The sequence below is a fragment of the Burkholderia sp. Bp9099 genome, assembly GCF_003857805.1.
Lineage (GTDB): Bacteria > Pseudomonadota > Gammaproteobacteria > Burkholderiales > Burkholderiaceae > Burkholderia.
The window spans coordinates 104,088-124,279 of sequence record NZ_QTPU01000005.1 but is presented as its reverse complement, the minus strand read 5'-3'; the positions used below and the strand labels follow the sequence as shown (position 1 = coordinate 124,279).

The 20,192-nt window shown below is 69.0% G+C and carries 15 protein-coding genes; 6 read left to right on the top strand and 9 right to left on the bottom strand.

What is annotated here, in order from left to right:
* Nucleotides 1-66 precede the first annotated feature (66 nt).
* Nucleotides 67-1,530: a mechanosensitive ion channel gene (locus tag DIE17_RS07100; protein WP_124520457.1), complete on the bottom strand. Its 1,464-nt coding sequence runs from the start codon at nucleotides 1,528-1,530 to the stop codon at nucleotides 67-69.
* 278 nt (nucleotides 1,531-1,808) lie between these two features.
* Here DIE17_RS07100 and DIE17_RS07095 point away from each other — a divergent pair, with 278 nt between their 5' ends.
* Complete coding sequence (locus tag DIE17_RS07095) at nucleotides 1,809-2,687, top strand: GyrI-like domain-containing protein (RefSeq protein WP_124486836.1); 879 nt, start codon at nucleotides 1,809-1,811, stop codon at nucleotides 2,685-2,687.
* A gap of 133 nt (nucleotides 2,688-2,820) precedes the next feature.
* Here the strand turns inward: DIE17_RS07095 and DIE17_RS07090 are convergent, their stop codons facing one another.
* Nucleotides 2,821-3,186, bottom strand: coding sequence for a zinc ribbon domain-containing protein (locus DIE17_RS07090; RefSeq protein WP_124520456.1), 366 nt, complete (start codon nucleotides 3,184-3,186; stop codon nucleotides 2,821-2,823).
* A gap of 13 nt (nucleotides 3,187-3,199) precedes the next feature.
* The gene (locus DIE17_RS07085; RefSeq protein WP_260426252.1) at nucleotides 3,200-5,305 is read right to left on the bottom strand and encodes a heavy metal translocating P-type ATPase; all 2,106 of its coding nucleotides are present in this window, start codon (nucleotides 5,303-5,305) and stop codon (nucleotides 3,200-3,202) included.
* A gap of 105 nt (nucleotides 5,306-5,410) precedes the next feature.
* Between DIE17_RS07085 and DIE17_RS37875 the strand changes: the two genes are divergently transcribed.
* The 3 genes from DIE17_RS37875 to DIE17_RS07075 all read left to right on the top strand — a co-directional run bounded on the left by DIE17_RS37875 (nucleotide 5,411) and on the right by DIE17_RS07075 (nucleotide 6,954).
* Complete coding sequence (locus DIE17_RS37875) at nucleotides 5,411-5,836, top strand: hypothetical protein (protein WP_260439211.1); 426 nt, start codon at nucleotides 5,411-5,413, stop codon at nucleotides 5,834-5,836.
* Nucleotides 5,837-5,881: 45 nt separating this feature from the next.
* A complete protein-coding gene (cadR, locus tag DIE17_RS07080; RefSeq protein WP_014895515.1) occupies nucleotides 5,882-6,313 on the top strand; it encodes a Cd(II)/Pb(II)-responsive transcriptional regulator in 432 nt (143 codons plus the stop codon).
* A 68-nt stretch (nucleotides 6,314-6,381) separates the two neighbouring features.
* Nucleotides 6,382-6,954, top strand: a complete 573-nt coding sequence (locus DIE17_RS07075) for a PadR family transcriptional regulator (protein WP_124520454.1) — start codon at nucleotides 6,382-6,384, stop codon at nucleotides 6,952-6,954.
* Between the two features lie 24 nt (nucleotides 6,955-6,978).
* On the opposite strand, the gene DIE17_RS07070 is transcribed toward DIE17_RS07075, so the two are convergent.
* From DIE17_RS07070 to DIE17_RS07055, 4 genes are all read right to left on the bottom strand, one after another.
* Nucleotides 6,979-8,409: an FAD-binding oxidoreductase gene (locus tag DIE17_RS07070; RefSeq protein WP_124520453.1), complete on the bottom strand. Its 1,431-nt coding sequence runs from the start codon at nucleotides 8,407-8,409 to the stop codon at nucleotides 6,979-6,981.
* A 13-nt stretch (nucleotides 8,410-8,422) separates the two neighbouring features.
* Entirely contained in the window at nucleotides 8,423-9,211 is a 789-nt protein-coding gene (locus DIE17_RS07065) for an ABC transporter substrate-binding protein (protein ID WP_044849065.1), read from the bottom strand.
* Between the two features lie 113 nt (nucleotides 9,212-9,324).
* Complete coding sequence (locus tag DIE17_RS07060) at nucleotides 9,325-10,479, bottom strand: pyridoxal phosphate-dependent aminotransferase (RefSeq protein ID WP_124520452.1); 1,155 nt, start codon at nucleotides 10,477-10,479, stop codon at nucleotides 9,325-9,327.
* Nucleotides 10,480-10,705: 226 nt separating this feature from the next.
* On the bottom strand, nucleotides 10,706-11,374 hold the full coding sequence (locus DIE17_RS07055) for a TetR/AcrR family transcriptional regulator (RefSeq protein ID WP_124920759.1): 669 nt from the start codon (nucleotides 11,372-11,374) through the stop codon (nucleotides 10,706-10,708).
* 73 nt (nucleotides 11,375-11,447) lie between these two features.
* Between DIE17_RS07055 and DIE17_RS07050 the strand changes: the two genes are divergently transcribed.
* Together DIE17_RS07050 and DIE17_RS07045 are read left to right on the top strand one after the other, a co-directional pair.
* The gene (locus DIE17_RS07050; RefSeq protein ID WP_124520450.1) at nucleotides 11,448-13,100 is read left to right on the top strand and encodes an acyl-CoA dehydrogenase family protein; all 1,653 of its coding nucleotides are present in this window, start codon (nucleotides 11,448-11,450) and stop codon (nucleotides 13,098-13,100) included.
* 33 nt (nucleotides 13,101-13,133) lie between these two features.
* The gene (locus DIE17_RS07045; protein ID WP_124520512.1) at nucleotides 13,134-14,648 is read left to right on the top strand and encodes a class I adenylate-forming enzyme family protein; all 1,515 of its coding nucleotides are present in this window, start codon (nucleotides 13,134-13,136) and stop codon (nucleotides 14,646-14,648) included.
* Nucleotides 14,649-14,753: 105 nt separating this feature from the next.
* On the opposite strand, the gene DIE17_RS07040 is transcribed toward DIE17_RS07045, so the two are convergent.
* Together DIE17_RS07040 and putA are read right to left on the bottom strand one after the other, a co-directional pair.
* Complete coding sequence (locus DIE17_RS07040; protein WP_124520449.1) at nucleotides 14,754-15,893, bottom strand: branched-chain amino acid ABC transporter substrate-binding protein; 1,140 nt, start codon at nucleotides 15,891-15,893, stop codon at nucleotides 14,754-14,756.
* Nucleotides 15,894-15,977: 84 nt separating this feature from the next.
* On the bottom strand, nucleotides 15,978-19,910 hold the full coding sequence (gene putA, locus DIE17_RS07035; RefSeq protein ID WP_044849064.1) for a trifunctional transcriptional regulator/proline dehydrogenase/L-glutamate gamma-semialdehyde dehydrogenase: 3,933 nt from the start codon (nucleotides 19,908-19,910) through the stop codon (nucleotides 15,978-15,980).
* Between the last annotated feature and the right edge of the window lie 282 nt (nucleotides 19,911-20,192).

The following is a 20,192-nucleotide window of genomic DNA, read 5'->3' as shown; positions in this document are numbered from 1 at the left end:
CCACGAGCGTCGTGCACACACCGTCCGGCCGCGCGAAGCGGCCGGACGGCCGACGCGTCACCGGCGTTACTGACCGCCGCCGCGCTGGTTGAACCAGCGGTCGAGCAGCTTGCCGGCCGCCTCGCGGCCGCCGAGGCCGAACGACAGCGCGACCGCCACCGCGATCGCGCCGAGCACGAGGCCGAACGCGAGCTGCACGATCTCGTTGGCGATGCCCATCGCGCGCAGCCCCATCGCGAACACCAGGCCGAGGATCGCGAACTGCGCGATCCGTGCGAACAGCACGCTGTGCTCGCGGTCGGCCTGCTCGATCACGCGGCGCGCGAGGCCCGCGAGCCATACGCCGATCACGAGGATCACGCCGCCCGTCAGCACATGGCCGCCGAATTCGATGAACAGCGTGACGACGTCGCGCACCTGCGTGAAGCCGAGCCGGTTCGCGGCCTCCACCGATGCGAACAGCATCGCGAAGAACACGATCAGCCGCGCGACCAGCACCGACGGTTGCAGGATCCCCGAAAACACGCGCTCGACGCCGAGCACGGCCGGCAGCCCGTCGGCGCCGGCGGCTTCCAGCAGCTTCTGCGCGAGCGACGCGACGAAGCGCGCGAAATAGAACGTGACGAGCACGATCACGATCGCCGCGACGATGTCGGGCACCGCGCTGAGGAACTGGTTCAGCATGTTGGTGGCGGGAATCGAGATCGCGTCGATCTTCAGCGCGTCGAGCGCGGAGATCAGCGTCGGCACGAACACGAACACGTAGACGATGGTGCCGATCAGGCTCGACACGCGCACCGGCGTCGGGCTGTCGAGGCCCTGCGTGAGGCGATCGGCGCCTGCGGCAACCAGCAGGTTCGTCACGAGGCCGCGCAGCACGCGCGCGACGACCCAGCCGACGAAGCCGATCACCGCGGCCGCGAACAGGTTCGGCACGATCGCGAGCAGCCTGTCGACCATCCCCTGCACCGGCGACAGCAGGCCGGACAGCGCGAACGACGCGAGAATCGCCGGCAGGAACATCAGGATCACGAGCCAGAACAGCACGTCGCCGAGATAGCCGCTCATCGGCTGCATGCCCGCGCTTTCGGACAGCTTGTCGTCGACCTTGCTCGCCTTCAGCGCACGGTTCGCGAGGCTGCGCAAGAGCGACGCGATCAGCCACGCGATCAGCGTCAGCGCCGCGCCGCCGATCAGGTTCGGCAGGTAGTTGACGATGTGGGTGACGAGCAGCGAGAACGGATTGGACACCGCGTACAGGTTGAGCACGTTGAAGATGCCCACCGCGGTGACGAGCAGCACGAGCCAGAACAGCCCGCCGGCGATGATCCGCTCGACGCGCGCGCCCTGGCCGGTGCTTTCGTTGATCCGCTGATCGACCTTCAGCGCGTTGAGCAGCCGGAGCGCGCCGGCCCGCACCGCGACGGCGATCAGCCAGCCGATCACCAGGATGCCGATCGCGCCGGCAATCTTCGGCAGGTATCCGCCTAGCGTGGTCTGCAGCGACGTGATGAAGCTGGAAGCATCCATTTCTTCTTCTCCCGAAAAACGTGGCGTTGCGATTGAACATCGACGAACTACCTGCGTACTTCGAAAACCGTGCGTTGCCGCCCCAAGCAACTTACCCGAGAAAAATGACGCGATCACCCGATTTCACCGTCTTTAACTTTAGACATATCTCGACGGGGACGAGACCCCATTTCGGCGAAATTAAAAAGGGGCAGATTTTGTTGGCCTACGCATCTCCGCAAGATTTATCAATCGGCGGCGTGCTACCGTGACGTCGATTCCTGCCGGGGGACGCACGCATGACCGTCGACACGAAAGCCGAAACGCCCGCGTGGACCCGCTATGCAGCACGCATCGCGCGCGTTCACGACCACATCCGCACGCACCTCGACGACACGCTCGACCTGAACCGGCTCGCCGACATCGCGTGCCTGTCGCCATATCACTGGCAGCGCGTCTATCGCGCGCTGTACGGCGAGTCGATCGTGCTGACGGTGCGGCGGATGCGGATCGTGCGCGCATCGGAGGACCTCGTCTGCACGGCGCTGCCGCTCGACGCGATCGCCCGGCGCGCCGGCTACGGTTCGACGCACGCGTTCGCACGCGCATTTCGGGATGCTTACGGCGTGCCGCCCGCGCAGCACCGGCGCGCCGGGGTCCACCGGCCGATCTATCCGTTACAGCGAGGAGAGGAAGACATGTTCAAGCATGAAGTCGAGATCCGGCGGCAGCCGGAATTGCGCGGTTATGCGGTGGCGCATACGGGCGCTTACCTGAAGGTCGGCGACGCGTTCGGGCAGATTGGCGCGTGGGTCGGGCAGCACGGGTTGATCGGCCCCGGCGCAAAGATGATCGGGATCTTCTACGACGATCCGGACACCACGCCCGAAGCGCAATTGCGAGCGAAAGCGTGCTTCGTGCCGGCCGGCGGCGCGCCGGACGTCGAGCCGACGCCGCCGGTCGAGCGCATCACGATCGCGGGCGGCGAGTATGCGGTGCTGCTGCATACCGGGCCGTATGCGGACCTCAAGACCGCTTACCAGTGGCTGTACGGCGACTGGCTGCGTCACTCGGGCCGCGAAGCCGCCGATGCGCCGCCGTTCGAGCTGTATCTGAATACGCCGATGGATGCGGCGCCGGCCGACCTGCGCACCGAGATTCATTTGCCGCTGCGTTGAGCGCAGGTCCCGGGTTCGGGGTTCGGGACTCGGAGCGAGCCCGCACGCCGTGGCCCGGCGACGCCCGTTGCAGGCGCCACGCCGCCCTTGAAGATCGGCCGTCACAACCGGCATCGAGGCCGACGATCGAGCCTTACCCGGCCTGCGTGCCGCAGCCCGGACAGAAGCGCGCGTCAGCGGCCAGTGCCGCGTGGCAGCGGCTGCATGCCTTGCCCCGCTGCGCGACACCGCACTGCGCGCAGAATCGCGCATCCGCCGCGTTGATGGCGCCGCAGCCCGCACAGGCGAGCTGACGCAGCGGCAAGTTGCTGCCGGGGCCGCCCTGCGCGTCGGCCGACGGCTGCCAGCCCCAGCCGTGACGATCGCGGCCGCGCGCATCGTGGCCGCCATGGCCTTCCCGGCCCGCTCCGCCATGATGCCCGCCGCTACCGTGGCCGCTTCCATGCCCACCGCCATGACCGCCTCCGTGGCCGCCCAGGATCCGTTTCAGAAAGCTCATCGCCCGCTCCTCGTCACTGCGTCCGCGCGCTGTCGAACACGCCCGTCTTCGATAGCAGCCGCAAGCCGTTGCCGACGACGATCAGGCTCGCACCCGCATCGGCGAACACGGCCATCCACATCGTGCCGAGCCCGGCGACCGTCAGGCCGAGGAACACGATCTTCACGCCGAGCGCGAAGCCGATGTTCTGCACCAGCACGCGGTGCGTCGCGCGCGACAGCCGCACGAACGCGGGAATCTTGCGCAGGTCGTCGTCCATCAGCGCGACGTCGGCCGTCTCGATCGCCGTGTCGGTGCCCATCGCGCCCATCGCGAAGCCGATGTCGGCGCGCGCGAGCGCCGGTGCGTCGTTGATCCCGTCGCCGACCATCCCGACCGCGCCCGCGCCGCCCGCCGACAATTCCTCGACCGCCGCGAGCTTGTCCTCGGGCAACTGGTTGCCGCGCGCATCGTCGATGCCGGCCTGCTGCGCGATCGCCTGCGCGGTGTGCGGGTTGTCGCCGGTCAGCATCGCGGTGCGGATGCCGAGCGCGTGCAGGTCGGCGATAGCCGCGCGGCTGGTGTCCTTGATCGTGTCGGCCACCGCGAAGATGCCGAGCACGCGCGTGTCGTCGACCAGCATCACGACGCTCTTGCCCTGCCGCTCGAGTGCGTCGAGCTTCGCCTCCAGCGCCGGCGAGCAGCGTTCGAGCTCCTCGACGAGCCGGTGGTTGCCGAGCCAGTAGCGCGCGCCGTCGATCGTGCCGCGCACGCCACGCCCGACGATTGCTTCGAATTCCTCAACATCGGAGAACGCTGCCGTCTGCGCGTCGCGCGCCGCCGCGGCGATCGCCTGCGACACCGGATGATCGGAGCGCGCCGCAAGGCTCGCGCCGAGATGACGCACGCGCGCCGCGTCGACGTCCGTCGCATGCAGGTCGAAATCGGTCTGCACCGGCTTGCCGTGCGTGATCGTGCCGGTCTTGTCGAGCGCAAGCCACGCGAGCTTGCGGCCTTCTTCCAGATACACGCCGCCCTTCACGAGAATCCCTCGCCGTGCGGCGGCCGCGAGCCCCGACACGATCGTCACCGGCGTCGAGATCACCAGCGCGCACGGGCACGCGATCACGAGCAGCACCAGCGCGCGGTAGATCCAGTCGTGCCACGCGCCGCCCATGACGAGCGGCGGCGCCACCGCGACCAGCAGCGCGACCGCGAACACGATCGGCGTATAGACGCGTGCGAACCGGTCGACGAAGCGCTGCGTCGGCGCCTTCGCGCCCTGCGCTTCCTCGACCGCGTGGATGATCCGCGCGAGCGTCGAGTTGGCGGCAACCGCCGTCACGCGATAGTCGAACGAACCCGCTTCGTTGATCGTGCCCGCGTACACCGCATCGCCTGCCGTCTTGTCGACCGGCAGGCTCTCGCCGGTGATCGGCGCCTGGTTCACCGTCGAGCGGCCCGCGACCACTTCGCCGTCCAGCCCGATCCGCTCGCCCGGCTTCACGCGCACGATCGCGCCGAGCGCGACCCGCGCGGCCTCGATCGTGCGCCACGTGCCGTCGATGTCCTGCACGGTCGCGGTGTCCGGTGCGAGCTGCATCAGGCCCTGGATCGCATTGCGCGCGCGATCGAGCGACTTCGCCTCGATCAGCTCGGCGATCGTGAACAGCACCATCACCATCGCGGCTTCCGGCCACTGGCCGATCGCCATCGCGCCCGTCACCGCGATGCTCATCAGCGCGTTGATGTTCAGGTTGCCGTTACGAATCGCGATCCAGCCTTTCTTGTAGGTGGTCAGCCCGCACGTGAGCACGGCCGCGAGCGCCAGCACCGCCGACAGCCACACCGGCAGGCCGGCCCAGCTCACGGCCTCGGACGCGATCGCGGCGACGCCGGCGACCGCGAGCGGCCACCACGGCTTCGCGGGCGGCGGCGCGACCGGCGTTGCCGGCGCGTCGGCCGATGCGGCCTCCGGCGTCATCCCGAGCGTACGGATCGCGCTTTCGATCGCAGGCTGCGCACCGGCCACGTGGTCGACGGTCAGCATCCGCTGCATCAGGTTGAATTCGAGCGCCGACACCTGCTGCATCCCGCCGAGCTTCTTGCGGATCAGCGTTTCCTCGGTCGGGCAGTCCATCTGCATGATCCGGAACGCGGAGCGCACATGACCCGACGCGGTCGCGCGCGCGGCCGGCAGCGGTACGAGCGTCAGCGCGGCCGGCGCGCAGCAGGCGCCGGCCGCGTGGTCGTGATCGTGATCGTGATCGTGATCAGCATGGTCATGCGTGGCATGGCCGTGTGCCGCGTGGTCGTGCGAGCTCGCCGCGCCGTGCCCGTGCCCGTCGTCGTGCGCGTGGCCATGCGCATCGCCATGCCCGTCGCCGTGCGCGTGGCCGGCACGGTCACCGTGGTCGTGCCCGGCGAGGTTCGCCGATGCCTGATCGTGGTCATGGTCGTGGCCGCATCCACGCGACTGCCCGTCGCGCGCCGCGTCGCCGTGCGCGTGCTCGCCGGCCGCCGACGCCGCGTCGCCAACAGTCGCCGCCTGCGGGTCGCGCGCATCGGCGCAGCAGGTCTCGGCGCCGCCGGCATGACGGTGTCGTGGGTCGTGGGTACGCTGCGCGTCGGTCATGACAACCTCCTCTATGGCTTGACGGAGTACAGTTAACACCCTGAAGCCACTACAAGGTCAACCCTTGCAAAGGAGAAAGCCATGAAGATCGGCGAACTGGCCAAGGCGGCCCGCTGCACGCCCGAGACGATCCGCTTCTACGAGAAGGAGGGGTTGATGCCGGATGCGGAGCGCACCGATTCGAACTACCGCAACTACACCGACGTGCACGTCGAGCGGCTGCGCTTCATCCGCAACTGCCGCGCGCTCGACATGGCGCACGACGAAATCCGCGCGCTGCTGCAGCTCACCGACACGCCCGCCGACCCATGCGATTCGATCAACGCGCTGCTCGACGAACACATCGGCCACGTCGATGCGCGCCTCGCGGAACTGACGCATCTGCGCGACCAGCTCACCGAATTGCGCCGCCAGTGTGTCGGCGAACATTCGGTCGAGGACTGTGGAATCGTTCACGGTCTCGCGACGATGGAAACCGTCGCGCCGGCCGCAAAGCGCTCGCACCTTGGCTGAAACCCTTGTGAAATATGATAGTCTAGTTGATACTAGTTATATATTTACTAGATATAACAGAACTATTCATGTCAACAAGCCGCCCGTCTCCGCTCGCACTCGCGGTCCTCGCGACGCTTACTGAAACGCCGATGCATCCATACGGAATGCTGCAGCAGTTGAAGGCGCGCGGCTACGACGAAGTCGTCAACGTGCGGCAGCGCACGAGCCTGTACCAGACGATCGACCGGCTGCTGCGCGACGGGTTGATCGCCGTGCACGACACCGAGCGCGACGGCGCGTTTCCCGAGCGCACGCTGTACACGCTGACCGAAGCCGGACATACGGCCGGCCAGGCATGGCTGCATGCGCTGCTCGCGGAGCCCGCGCGCGAGTTTCCGGCATTCGGCGCCGGCCTCGCGTTCCTGCCGCTGCTCGATGCCGACGATGCACGCCGGCAACTCGAGCGCCGCATCGCAGCGCTCGAAGCCGAACGCGAACGTCTCGAGTCGCTGCGCAACGCCGCGCAGAACGACCAGGTGCCGCGCCTGTTCCTGCTGCACAACGAGCATGCGCTCATGCTGCTGAACGCGGAGCTCGACTGGGCGCGCAGCGTCGTCGAACACGTGAAGATCGGCGCGCTGCGCTGGGTCGACGGCTGACGCGCAGCCATCGACGCGCGCCGCTCAAAGCACCTTGCCGGGGTTGAGCACGCCGACGGGATCGAGCGCGGCCTTCAGGCGCCGCATCAGGCCGATTTCCGCTTCACTGCGCGTGTGCGCGAGATAGGCGCGCTTGAGCATGCCGATGCCGTGCTCCGCCGACACCGAGCCGCCCATGTCCCGGACGACCGTGTAGACGCAGCGATCGATCGCATCGGCGTTGGCGTCGCCCATGCCGTCGAGCGATACGCCGACATGCACGTTGCCGTCGCCGACGTGGCCGAAGCACAGGCACACGATGTCGGGCCAGGCCGCGCGCAACGCCGCTTCGCAGCGCTCGGCGAACAGGCCGAGTTCGCCCGTCGGCAGGCTCACGTCGAAGTTCACCAGATGCGGCAGCGCATCGATTGCGAGGCCTTCGCGCAGGGTCCACAAGTCGCGCGCCTGCCGCTCCGACGTCGCCAGCGCCGCATCGTCCACGAGCCCCGCGTCGATCGCATCCGCCAGGCCGTTTTCCAGCGCCGCGCACGCATCGCCGCCCGGTGCGCTCGTCGCGCACTCGATCAGCACCGCGAAGCCGCCGTCGCCCGCGAACGGCGCGACGACGCCGGGCGTATGACGCGCCACGTAGTCGTAGAAGGCCGGCCACATCGCTTCGAAACTGACGAGCTCGGGCAGTGCGCGCAGACGGTTCCACAACCCGACCACGGCATCGTAGCCGTGCACGCGACAGAGCGCGGTGGCCGGCGCGGCCAGCTTCGGATGCAGCCGCAGCACGGCACGCGTGACGATGCCGAGCGTGCCTTCGCTGCCGATGAACAGCTGCTTCAGGTCGTAGCCCGCGTTGTTCTTCAGCATCCGGTTCATCGACGACACGACGGTGCCGTCGGCGAGCACGGCTTCCAGGCCGAGCACCTGCTCGCGCATCATGCCGTAGCGGATCGCGCGCGTGCCGCCCGCGTTGGTCGCGAGCATGCCGCCGATCTGGCACGAACCGCGTGCGCCGAGATCGACGCCGAACGTGAAGCCCGCCGCGTCCGCTGCCTCCTGCACCGTCTGCAGCGGCGTCCCGGCGCGCACCGTCATCGTGCCCGCCGCCGCGTCGATCGACTCGACGCCCGCGAAACGCTCCATCGACAGCACGATCTCGCCGCCCAGCGCGACCGCGCCGCGCGCGAGCCCGGTGAGGCCGCCCTGCGGCACGACCGGCTGCCCGAGCCGCGTGCACAGCGCGAGCGTGCGCGACACGTCGTCGACGCTGCGCGGCCGCACCAGCGCACGCGGCCGCACGCCGGCCGGCTCGTTGTACGTGGTGAAGTAGCGCGGATCGATCTCGGCCGCCCGCGTGACCAGCGTGTCACCCAGCGCGGCGACGAGCGCCGCCTCGAGCGCGTCGTCCGCCGGCGCGGCTACATCGTGGCCGCCACGCGCGGCGGCCGTTTCCAGGCTCTGCATCGTGCGGGTCCGCTTACTTGGTGGAGATGTCGATGTCGCCGAAGTACTTCTGGCCGAGCGACTTCACCGTGCCGTCCGCCTTCAGCTTGTCGATCGCCGCATCGAGCTTCCCCTTCAGCGCGTCGTCGCCCTTGCGCAGGCCGAACGCGATCCCGCTGCCGAGAATCCGGTCGTCGCGCACCGGCTGGCCGACGAACGCGAAGCCCTTGCCGTCCGGGCGCGACAGGAAGCCGCGCTGGCCGGCCGGCGCGAGCACCAGCGTCGCGTCGAGGCGGCCCGACACGAGGTCGGCATACACCTGGTTCTGGTCCTGGTACGCGACGATCGACACGCCGGCCGGCTCCCAGTGCGCCTTCGCGTAGGTTTCCTGGATCGACGCCTGCAGCACGCCGACGCGCTTGCCCTTCAGCGCTTCCGGCGTCGGCAGCAGGCCGCTGCCGGTGCGCGCGATCAGCTGCGTCGGCACGCGGTAGATGATCGTCGTGAAGTCGATCGCCTGGCGCCGCTGCTCGGTCGCGTTCATCGCCGAGTTGATCGCGTCGAACTTGCGGCCCTGCAGCGCGGGAATGAGCCCGTCGAACGACGTCTCGACCCACTTGCACGACAGCTTCGCGGTCTGGCAGACGGCATTGCCGACGTCGATGTCGAAGCCCTGCAGGTCGCCGTTCGGCGCCTTCGACTCGAACGGCGGATATTGCGCCTCGAGGCCGAAACGCAGCGTTTGCCCGTCGGCCGATGCCGCGCCGGAGCCGAGCGCGCACGCGAATGCGAACGCGAGTTTGAGGGTGTGTGCATGCTTCATCGTGATCTCCTGGCTGGCCGGTCGGCGCCGCGCTTCGGCACGTGCGCCGGTCCCGTCCGTGACTTTCGGTGCGACGTACACGTCGCCTGCTTGGGTGCGGGCCGCGCCCGCGATTACAGCGAACGCAACCGCCGCGCGCCCTCGATCAGCGTCGCGTCGTCCTTCGAGAAACTGAGGCGGATCACGCCCGCGTCGGTGCCGTCGGTGTAGAACGCCGACAGCGGAATCGTCGCGACGCGCGCATCGCGGATCAGGCGCAGCACGAAGTCGCTGTCGCGCTCGTCCGAGAAGTGGCGGAACCGCGCGAGCATGAAGAACGAGCCTTCGCTCGGCAGCAGCTCGAAGCGCGACCCGGCCAGCTCGCGCGCCAGCAGGTCGCGCTTGGCCTGGTAGAACGCCGACAGGCCGAGATAGCTTTCCGGCCGCGCGAGGATCTCCGCGAACGCGACCTGCATCGGCGTATCGGCCGAAAACACCATGAACTGGTGCACCTTGCGGATCTCGTCCATCAGTTCGGCCGGCGCGACGCAATGCCCGACCCGCCAGCCCGTCACGTTGAACGACTTGCCGAACGACGACACGATCACGCTGCGCTCGGCCAGCTCGCGGTGACGCGCGACGCTCTGGTGCTGCGCACCGTCGAACACGACATGCTCGTAGACCTCGTCCGACAGCACCACGATGCCGGTATCGCGCGTGAGCTGCGCGAGCCGTTCGAGATCGTCGGCGGAGAACACGGTCGCGGTCGGGTTGTGCGGCGTATTGACGACGATCATCCGCGTGAGCGGCGTGATCGCGGCGGCCACTTCGTCCCAGTTCACGCGGAAATGTTCGGGCGACAGCTTGATCGCGACCGGCGTCGCGCCCTGCATCCGCACGATCGGCGCATAGCTGTCGAACGACGGCTCGAAATAGATCACTTCGTCGCCCGGATGCACGAGCGCGCTGATCGCCGCGTAGAGCCCCTCGCTCGCGCTCGCGATCACCGTGATCTCGGTGCCCGGGTCGTAGCGCGTGCCGTACAGCGCCTCGGTCTTCTCCGCGAGCCGTTCGCGCAACGACGCGAGGCCGGCCATCGGCGCGTACTGGTTGTGGCCGTCGCGCATCGCGCGCGCGACGCCGTCGACGAGCGCCGGATCCGGCGCGAAATTCGGCGCGCCCTGCGACAGGTTCAGCGCATCGTGCTGTGCGGCAAGCTGGCCGATCACCGTGAAGATCGTCGTCCCGACGTCCGGCAGTTTCGAACGGGGCCTGGTGGCGCTTCGCATGAGTTCTCCTTCTGATGTCCTTCGGGCCGGCCCGTGCGATGCGCGCGGCCGGTCTCATCGGGGATGATTTAGCCCGAGCCAATATCGGCGGACAACCGAAAGTTCGTCATGGCGGCCATGCGTTTTTCTCATGAGCGGCCATACGCTTGGCTCGACGCCAAGGCCGAGTGACCGGCAATGCATGCGAATCGGGCATTTCCCTGGACGCGCGCGGCCACGCCGCGCGTCACGCGCCCGCGGCCGCCAGATAGGCGCTCAGCACGGCCCGCAACTCGCCGCGCAACGCCTCGAGGTCCAGTGCCGGCCCGAGCGTGAGCAGCGCCTGGGACACGCCGCCGTAGCAGACCGCATGCGCCATCCGGGCGATCCCGTCGAGCCGCGCGGCCGGCGGCGGATCGGCGACCTGCGCGAGCGCGTCGCGCCACAGCGCGACAAAGGCGTCGTAATGGCGCCGGTACGCGGCGAGCGGCGACACCTGCCACTCCAGCGCGAAGAACGCGCCCCACAGCGCGGCGTCGGCGCCGATCGCGTCGACCTGCATGTCGGCGAGCGCGGCCGCGAGCTCGGCGCGCGGCGCGCCGCGCAACCCGTGCGCCGCATCGCGCAGCCGGTCGGCCAGCGCCAGCACGCGCCGGTGGATGCACAGCGCGGCGAGGCTCTGCTTGTCGCCGAAGTATTCGTAGAAGGTGCCGACGCTCACGCCCGCGACGGCCGCGATCTCGCGAATCGTCGCCTTCGCGTAGCCGCGCTCGAGCAAAAGCTGAACGAAGGCCTGCTGGAGCGCGTCGGACGTGGCCTGCGCGCGCGACTGGCGCGGCCGGCGACGCAGCGCGGGCGCGGGTTGCGCCGCCGGCTGGCCGGGCGGCGCCGGAACCTGAACATGTCGCGGCGGCATATTTGCTACTCTGAAATTCAGCGGAAACGCGTTTGACCGGCAGACCGCGACGCACGAGACCGGAGACAGCCCGATGACCGAATCGACCCGAGACGTCACGAACCAGTTCGACGAACTGGTCGACTATAACCTCTTCGCCACCGACGTCGCGCTGCGCGACGCACTCGCCCGCGCGGGCGCCGACTGGGCCGTGCCGCGGCTCGACGCGTACGGCGCGCGGCTCGGCAGCGCCGACACCGCACAGCTCGCCGACGAAGCGAACCGCCACGCGCCGGAACTGAACGCGTTCGACCGGCGCGGCCGGCGCATCGACCGCGTCGACTTCCATCCGGCCTGGCACACGCTGCTCGGCATGTACCGCAACGAAGGCTTCGTGTCGCTCGCGTTCCGCGACACGCGCCCCGGCCGCTGGGCCGCGACCGCGGCCGGCTTCTACCTGCACGGCCAGATCGAGGCCGGCACGCTGTGCCCGGCGACGATGACGCAGGCCGCGATTCCGGTGCTGCAGAAGGAGCCGGCGCTCTGGGGCCTGCTGCGCGACAGGCTGTACAGCGACGACTACGATCCGCGCGACGTGCCGGTCGCCGACAAGCGCTCGATCTGGTTCGGCATGGGGATGACGGAGAAACAGGGCGGCTCCGACGTGCGCGCGAACACGACGCTGGCGACCCCGGTCGGCGCGGGCGGGCGCGGCGGCGAATACCGGCTGCGCGGCCACAAGTGGTTCTTCTCCGCGCCGATGTGCGACGCGCACCTGGTCGTCGCGCGCACCGAAGCAGGCAGCCCGTCATGCTTCTACGTGCCGCGCTGGCGGCCCGACGGCACGAAGAACGCGGTCGAGATCCAGCGGCTGAAGAACAAGATCGGCAACCGCAGCAATTCGAGCAGCGAAATCGAGCTGAACGACGCATGGGGGATCATGCTCGGCGACGAAGGCCGCGGCATTCCGACCATCATCGAGATGGCCACCTACACGCGGCTGAACTGCGTGCTCGGCAGCGCCGCGATGCTGCGCCAGGGCGTCGTGCAGGCGATCGCGTACACGCGCCGGCGCCACGCGTTCGGCCGCGCGCTCGCCGAGCAGCCGCTAATGCGCACCGTGCTCGCCGACCTCGCGCTCGAAAGCGAGGCCGCGCTCGTGCTCGCGATGCGCCTCGCCGACGCGTTCGAGCGCGACGACGCGCCGCGCGAACGCGCGTGGAAGCGGATCGTCACGCCCGCCGCGAAATTCTGGGTCTGCAAGCGCGCGGTCGAGCTGACCGGCGAGGTGATGGAGGTGTTCGGCGGCAACGGCTACGTCGACGATGGGCCGATCGCGCGCCTGTTCCGCGAAGCGCCGGTCAACTCGATCTGGGAAGGCTCCGGCAACGTGATGTGCCTCGACGTGCTGCGCGCGGTGTCGCGCGAGCCCGACGCGGCCGCGGCGCTGCTCGCCGAACTGGCCGACCTCGGCGCCGGCGAACCGCGCATCCGCGCGGCGCTCGATACGCTGCGCGCGATGCTCGCGGCGCCGGCCGACACGCTCGAGGCGTCGGCCCGGGTGTTCGCGCAACGGCTGGCGCTGGTCGCGCAGGCGTGCCTGCTGCGGCGCGACGCGCCCGCGTTCGTCGCCGACGCATTCGTCGCGACCCGGCTCGCCGCGCCCGACTGGGGCCGCATCGCGGGCGGCTTCGACCCGCACGCGCTCGACGTCGGCGCGCTGCTGCAGCGCGCGTACGCGGCCTGACGCGCCCGCTCGTCCTCCTCGCGTGGAGCCATGATGAACCTCGTCGCCGCCCTCGACCGCGCCGCCCGTGCGACGCCCGACAAGCCGTTCCTGATCCACGACGACACGGCGATCACGTACGCCGCCGCGCGCGAGCGTTCGCATCGCGCGGCGGCCGTGCTGAGCGCACTCGGCGTCGCGGCCGGCGACCGCGTCGCCGCGATGTGCCTGAACACGCCCGCGTTCGTCGACCTGATGTTCGGCGCGTGGCGGCTCGGCGCCGCGTTCGTGCCGATCAACCACAAGCTGCAGGCGCCGGAAGTCGACTACGTGCTCGAGCACAGCGGCAGCAAGGTGCTCCTGTTCGACGCGGCGCTCGCGCCGGTGCTGGCGCGCGTGATCCATCCGGTGCGGCGGCTCGTCACCGAAGGCGACGCCGCCGGCACGCCGAACTTCGACGCGATGCGCGCGGCGATGGACGGCGTCGCGGGCATCGAGCCGGCCGACGGCGACGTCGCGCAGATCCTCTACACGTCCGGCACGACCGGCCGCCCGAAAGGCTGCGTGCACAGCCATCGCACCGTGACGCTCGCAGCGATGCAGGCGGCGCTCGCGACCGGCATCGGCCGTAACGAACGCACGCTGATGGCGATGCCGATCTGGCATTCGTCGCCGCTGAACAACTGGTTCGGCGGCACGCTGTACGCAGGCGGCACCGTCGTGCTGCTGCGCGAATACCATCCGCTGCGCTTCCTGCAGGCCGTCGAGCGCGAACGCGTGACGCTGTATTTCGGCGCGCCGGTGTCGTATACGCTGCCGCTCGACACGATCGAGCGCTTCGCGGCGTTCGACCTGTCGAGCGTGCGCGCATGGCTGTACGGCGGCGGCCCGATCGGCGCCGCGCAGGCCGAACGGCTCGCGCATGCGTATCGCAGCAACGCGTTCTTCCAGGTGTACGGAATGACGGAAACGGGCCCGGCCGGCACCACGCTGTATCCGGACGAACAGATCGCGAAGGCCGGCTCGATCGGTCGCCAGGGCGGCCCCGGCGTCGACCTGCGTGTCGTGCGGAGCAATGGCGCCGACGCGCTGCCGGGCGACACCGGCGAGATCTGGCTGAAGGCCGACAGCATGATGCTCGGCTATCTCGACGACCCGGCCGCGACGCGCGCCGCGTTCGCGCCGGACGGCTGGTATCGCACCGGCGACATCGCGCGAATCGATCAGGATGGCTACCTGTTCATCGTCGACCGGCTGAAGGACATGATCGTGACGGGTGGCGAGAACGTCTATTCGAAAGAAGTGGAGGACGTGCTCGACGCGCATCCGGACATCGCGGAAGCGGCCGTCGTCGGCGTCCCGCATCCGGAATGGGGCGAGACGGTCGTCGCGCACGTCGTGCTGCGCGCGAGCGCCGCGCCCGATGCGGATGCGCTGCGCGCGTTCTGCGGCGAGCGGCTCGCCGCGTACAAGATCCCGCGCGAATTCGTGTTCGCGGAAACGCTGCCGCGCACGCCGACCGGCAAGCTGCAGAAGTTCCTGCTGCGCACGCGGCGCGAGCGCGAGTAACGCCGAAGCCAAAGAAAAAGCCACCGGACCCGACGGCCCGATGGCTTTTTCGCACGCGATGCGGGACGGGGCATTGCGACGCCCCCGCCCGCGCTCACGCCATGCTTACTTGCCGCCGATGCTCTTCAGCGGCTTCCACTCGCCCTTCTCGACCTTGTACATCGTGATGCCGCCGTTCTTCAGGTCGCCCTTCGCGTCGTACGCGACGTGCGACGACGTGACGCCAGCCATGTCGGTCTTCGCGAGCACCGGCAGGTACTTCGCCGGATCGGTCGAATCGGCCTTCTTCATCGCGTTGAGCATCGCCATCGCGCCGTCGTACGCGTACGGCGAGTACGTCTGCACTTCTTCGCCGAAGCGCTTCTTGTACTTGTCGGCGTAGGTCTTGCCGCCCGGCATTTCTTCCAGCGGCAGGCCTGCCAGCGATGCGATCGTGCCGTCGGCCGCGTTGCCCGCGATCTTCAGGAACGTCGGCGTCTTCACCATTTCGCCGCTCATCAGCGGTGCGGTGATGCCGAGCGTCTTCATCTGCTTGACCATCGGCGCTGCCTGCGAATCCGCGCCGCCGTAGTAGACGAGGTCCGGCTTCGCGGCCTTCAGCTTGGTCAGGATCGCCTTGAAGTCGACCGCCTTGTCGTTCGTGAATTCGCGGTCGACGATCGTCGCGCCGCCGGCCTTCGCGGCCTTCTCGAACTGGTCGGCGAGACCCTGGCCGTAGGCCGTGCGGTCGTCGACGATCGCGATCTTCTTCATGCCGAGATCCTTCGACGCGAAGGTGCCCGCCACCGAGCCCTGCTGCGTGTCGGACGTCATCATGCGGAAGGTCGTCTTGTAACCCTGCTGCGTGTATTCCGGCGCCGTCGCCATCGCGATTTGCGGAATGCCGGCGTTCGCGTAGATGCGCGAAGCGGGAATCGTCGTGCCCGAGTTGAAGTGGCCGAGCATGCCCTTGATGCCGTCGTCGACGAGCTTCTGCGCGACCGTCGTGCCGGTGCGCGGGTCAGCCTGGTCGTCCTGCGTCTCGAGCACGAACTTCACCGGCTTGCCGCCGATCTTCGGGCTGGTCGCGTTGAAGTCTTCCAGCGCGAGCGCGATCCCGTTCTGCATATCCTTGCCGTAGTGAGCCTGGGCGCCCGTCATCGGCCCTGCGTAACCGATCTTCACGTCATCCGCATGGGCCGTCCCCGCCAGCGACATGACGGCGACGAACGTCGCGCCTGCCAGCCTTTTCATCGTGTGTTGCATAGCTTCTCCTTGGTACCAGGGTAAATGGAGCGGCTTCGGGATCGCCTTGCCGCTTCCTTTGATTGATCCGAACGGCAAGGATGGTCAGCCGATCGTCATCAAATTCGCATTGCCGCCCGCCGCGGCCGTATTCACGCTCACCGAGCGCTCGGTCAGCAGGCGCTCGAGCGCGTAGTCTTCCGCGTCGCCGTTCTCGAACGCGCCCGCCGACACGCCCTGCACCGACACGATCGGGCCCGGCCGCTGCGCGACGTCCTTCACGAGCGTCTGCAGCTCGTCGCTGTCGCCTTCGAACAGCACCGCGTCGAACGGCGCGTCGGCCTGCTTGCGCACGGCCGCATGCGCCTTCAGCGCAGCCGGCAACGCGGCCACCAGCGCCTCGCCCGCGGCACCGGCGAACAGCGCGCGGTTGCCGGTCGCCAGCACCGCCGCGAACTGCGCGCGCGCACCGCTCGGCGTTGCCGCGACACACAGCACCGTGCCGCGCGGGCCGAGTGTATACGTGTTTCGCTCGCCGGTCGGGCCGGTCAGCACCGCGGTCGCACCGGCCGGCACCTGCGCCAGGTAGCCGTCGCAGCGGGCGGCCAGCGCCGGTTCGCGCTGCTCGATCAGCCAGTCGCGCAGCGCGGTCAGCGCCGTCGCCGGGTTGCTGCGCTGTTCGCCATCGACCGCGCCGTCCGCGATCAGCGTCTGCGCGAGCGAACGCGGCAGGCCCGACGGACGCGTCGCGAGCAGGCGCTGCAGGTACAGCGCGCCGCCGGCCTTCGGACCCGTGCCCGACAGCCCTTCGCCGCCGAACGGCTGCACGCCGACCACCGCGCCGATCACGTTGCGGTTCACGTAGATGTTGCCGACGTGCGCGTTCGAGATCACGTGCGCGATCGTCTCGTCGATCCGCGTGTGGATGCCGAGCGTCAGGCCGTAACCCGTCGCGCGGATCTGCTCGAGCAGCTTGTCGAGCTGGCTGCGGCGATAGCGCACGACGTGCAACACGGGGCCGAACACTTCGCGCTTCAGCTCGTCGATGCTGCCGATCTCGATCAGCGTCGGCGGCACGAACGTGCCGTGCGCGCAGGCTTCCGGCGACGGCAGCTGCGTGACGGTGTGGCCCTTGTCCTTCATCGTCGCGACGTGCGTGTCGATCGTCTGCTTCGCTTCGGCGTCGATCACCGGGCCGACGTCGGTCGACAAGCGGTCCGGGTTGCCGAGCGCCAGCTCGTGCATCGCGCCCTTGAGCATCGTCAGCGTGCGATCCGCGACATCGTCCTGCAGACACAGAACGCGCAGCGCCGAACACCGTTGACCGGCCGAGTCGAACGACGACTGCATCACGTCCGCGACGACCTGCTCCGCGAGCGCCGACGAATCGACGATCATCGCGTTCTGGCCGCCCGTTTCCGCGATCAGCGGAATCGGCTTGCCGTCCGGGTCGAGGCGCGCGGACAGCGTCTTGTTGATCAGGCGCGCGACTTCGGTCGAGCCGGTGAACATCACCGCGCGCGTGCGCGGATCGGCGACCAGCGCCGCACCGACGGTCTCGCCGGTGCCCGGCAGCAGCTGCACCGCGCCGGCCGGCACGCCGGCCTCGCGCAGCAGGCGCACGGCCTGGGCCGCGATCAGCGGCGTCTGCTCGGCCGGCTTCGCGAGCACCGTGTTGCCGGCCGCGAGCGCGGCGGCGACCTGCCCCATGAAGATCGCGAGCGGGAAGTTCCACGGGCTGATGCAGACCACGGGGCCGAGCGGACGGTGCGTGTCGTTCGAGAATTCGTCGCGGATCTGCGCCGCGTAGTAGCGCAGGAAGTCGACCGCTTCGCGGATTTCGGCGATCGCGTTCGGCAGCGACTTGCCGGCTTCGCGCACGATCAGGCCCATCAGCGTGTGCATCTGCGCTTCGAGCAGGTCGGCCGCGCGCACCAGGCAGTCGGCACGCGCATCGACCGGCGTCGCCTGCCAGATCGGTGCGGCGGCGACTGCGTGCGCGAGCGCCGCGCTCACGTGTTCGGCCGTCGCCTCGCTGACCGTGCCGACGATGTCGCGCTGGTCGGCCGGGTTGCGCACGTCGCGCGCCGGGGCGTCGGCGAGCGCGTCGTCGGCGAGCATCGGCGCCGCGCGCCACGGATGGTGCGCGCTCGCCAGCAACGCGGACGACAGCGACGCGAGACGGTGTTCGTTCGACAGGTCGAGGCCCATCGAGTTGGGACGCTCGTCGCCGTACAGGTGGCGCGGCAGCGGAATCTTCGCGTGCGGCGCGCCGAGCGGCACGACCTTCGACGCCTCGTCGACCGGATCGGCGACCAGTTCCTTCACCGACACGGTTTTATCCGCGATGCGGTTCACGAACGACGTGTTCGCGCCGTTTTCCAGCAGGCGGCGCACCAGGTACGCGAGCAGCGTTTCGTGCGTGCCGACCGGCGCATACACGCGGCACGGACGGTTCAGCTTGTCGCGGCCCGTGACTTCCTCGTACAGCGGTTCGCCCATCCCGTGCAGGCACTGGAATTCGTACTGGCCCGGGTAGTAGTTCTGGCCCGCCAGGTGATAGATCGCGGCCAGCGTGTATGCGTTGTGCGTCGCGAACTGCGGGTAGACGGCGTCGGGTGCCGCGAGCAGTTTCTTCGCGCACGCGAGATACGACACGTCCGTGTAGATCTTGCGCGTGTAGACCGGATAGCCTTCGAGGCCGTCGACCTGCGCGCGCTTGATTTCGGTGTCCCAGTACGCGCCCTTGACGAGGCGGATCATCAGGCGGTGACGGCTGCGGCGCGCGAGGTCGATCAGGTAGTCGATCACGAACGGGCAACGCTTCTGGTAACCCTGCACGACGAAGCCGATGCCGTTCCAGCCCGCGAGTTCCGGATCGAAGCACAGCGCTTCCAGCAGGTCGAGCGACAGCTCGAGACGGTCGGCTTCTTCCGCGTCGATGTTCAGGCCGATGTCGTAGCGGCGCGCGAGCAGCGCGAGCGCACGCACGCGCGGCAGCAGCTCGCTCATCGTGCGGTCCTGCTGCGAGCGCGAGTAGCGCGCGTGCAGCGCCGACAGCTTGATCGAGATGCCCGGGCCTTCGTAGATGCCGCGGCCGCCGGCCGCCTTGCCGATCGCGTGGATCGCCTGTTCGTACGACGCGTAGTAGCGCTGCGCGTCCTCTTCCGTCGTCGCCGCTTCGCCGAGCATGTCGTACGAGTAGCGGAAGCCGCGCGCTTCGTACTTGCGGCTGTTGGCCAGCGCCTCGGAAATCGTCTCGCCGGTGACGAACTGCTCGCCCATCAGGCGCATCGCCATGTCGACGCCCTTGCGGATCAGCGGCTCGCCGCCACGGCCGATCAGGCGCGTGAGCGCCGACGAGAGGCCCGCTTCGCTGTTGGTCGTCACGAGCTTGCCGGTGATCATCAGCCCCCAGGTCGCCGCGTTCACGAACAGCGACGGCGCGTGGCCGACGTGCGAACGCCAGTCGCCCTTGCTGATCTTGTCGCGAATCAGCGCATCGCGGGTCGCGCGATCGGGGATCCGCAACAGCGCTTCGGCCAGACACATCAGCGCGACGCCTTCCTGGCTCGACAGCGAAAACTCGTGGATCAGCCCTTCGACGCCGCCGCCCGAGCTCTTCTCGCGCAGCGCCTCGACGAGCTGCGTCGCGAGCGTCTGCACGTCGGCCTGCAGGTTCGCCGGCAGGCGCGCCTGGCCGAGCAGGAACGGCACGCATTCCGGTTCGGGGCGGCGATACGCGGCCGTGATCGCCGCGCGCAGCACCGATTGCGGCTGCACGTTCTGGGCGAACTCGAGGAACGGATGCGGCGAGTTGTCGTCGTCACCGTCCGGCGTCTGGCCGTCGGCGAGCTCCGTCACGCCGCTGCTGCCCGACAGTTCGGGCGGCAGCTGGCCGTGCTCGATCCGCTCGAGGTACGCGAAGATCGCCTGCTTGATCAGCCAGTGGGGAGTGCGCTCGAGACGCGCTGCCGCGTCTTTCAGGCGCGAGCGGAGAAGGTCGTCGACTTTGACGCCAAGAGTCGTGCTTGCCATGGTGGGTTCGTGCGCCGGTGCGAGCCCGGCAATGTGGTGTGAGAGGATGCGCGAAATCCTACGGCACGCAATAAAAAGGTGCAACCGAATTAAGAGATTGGTTGCACCTCGAAGTTACTCAATATAATCAGCCACTTATAAGGTCGCAACCTAGGGGTTGCCCGTGGTGGGCGGATCGGTGTTTTCCCTGATCGAGGGCGAGTTGGTGCGCGTGGGCAACCTTCGGTGTGCGCGGCGGAGGGGAAAGACGGGTTGCACTGGCCGGGTCGGCAGGTACCGCAG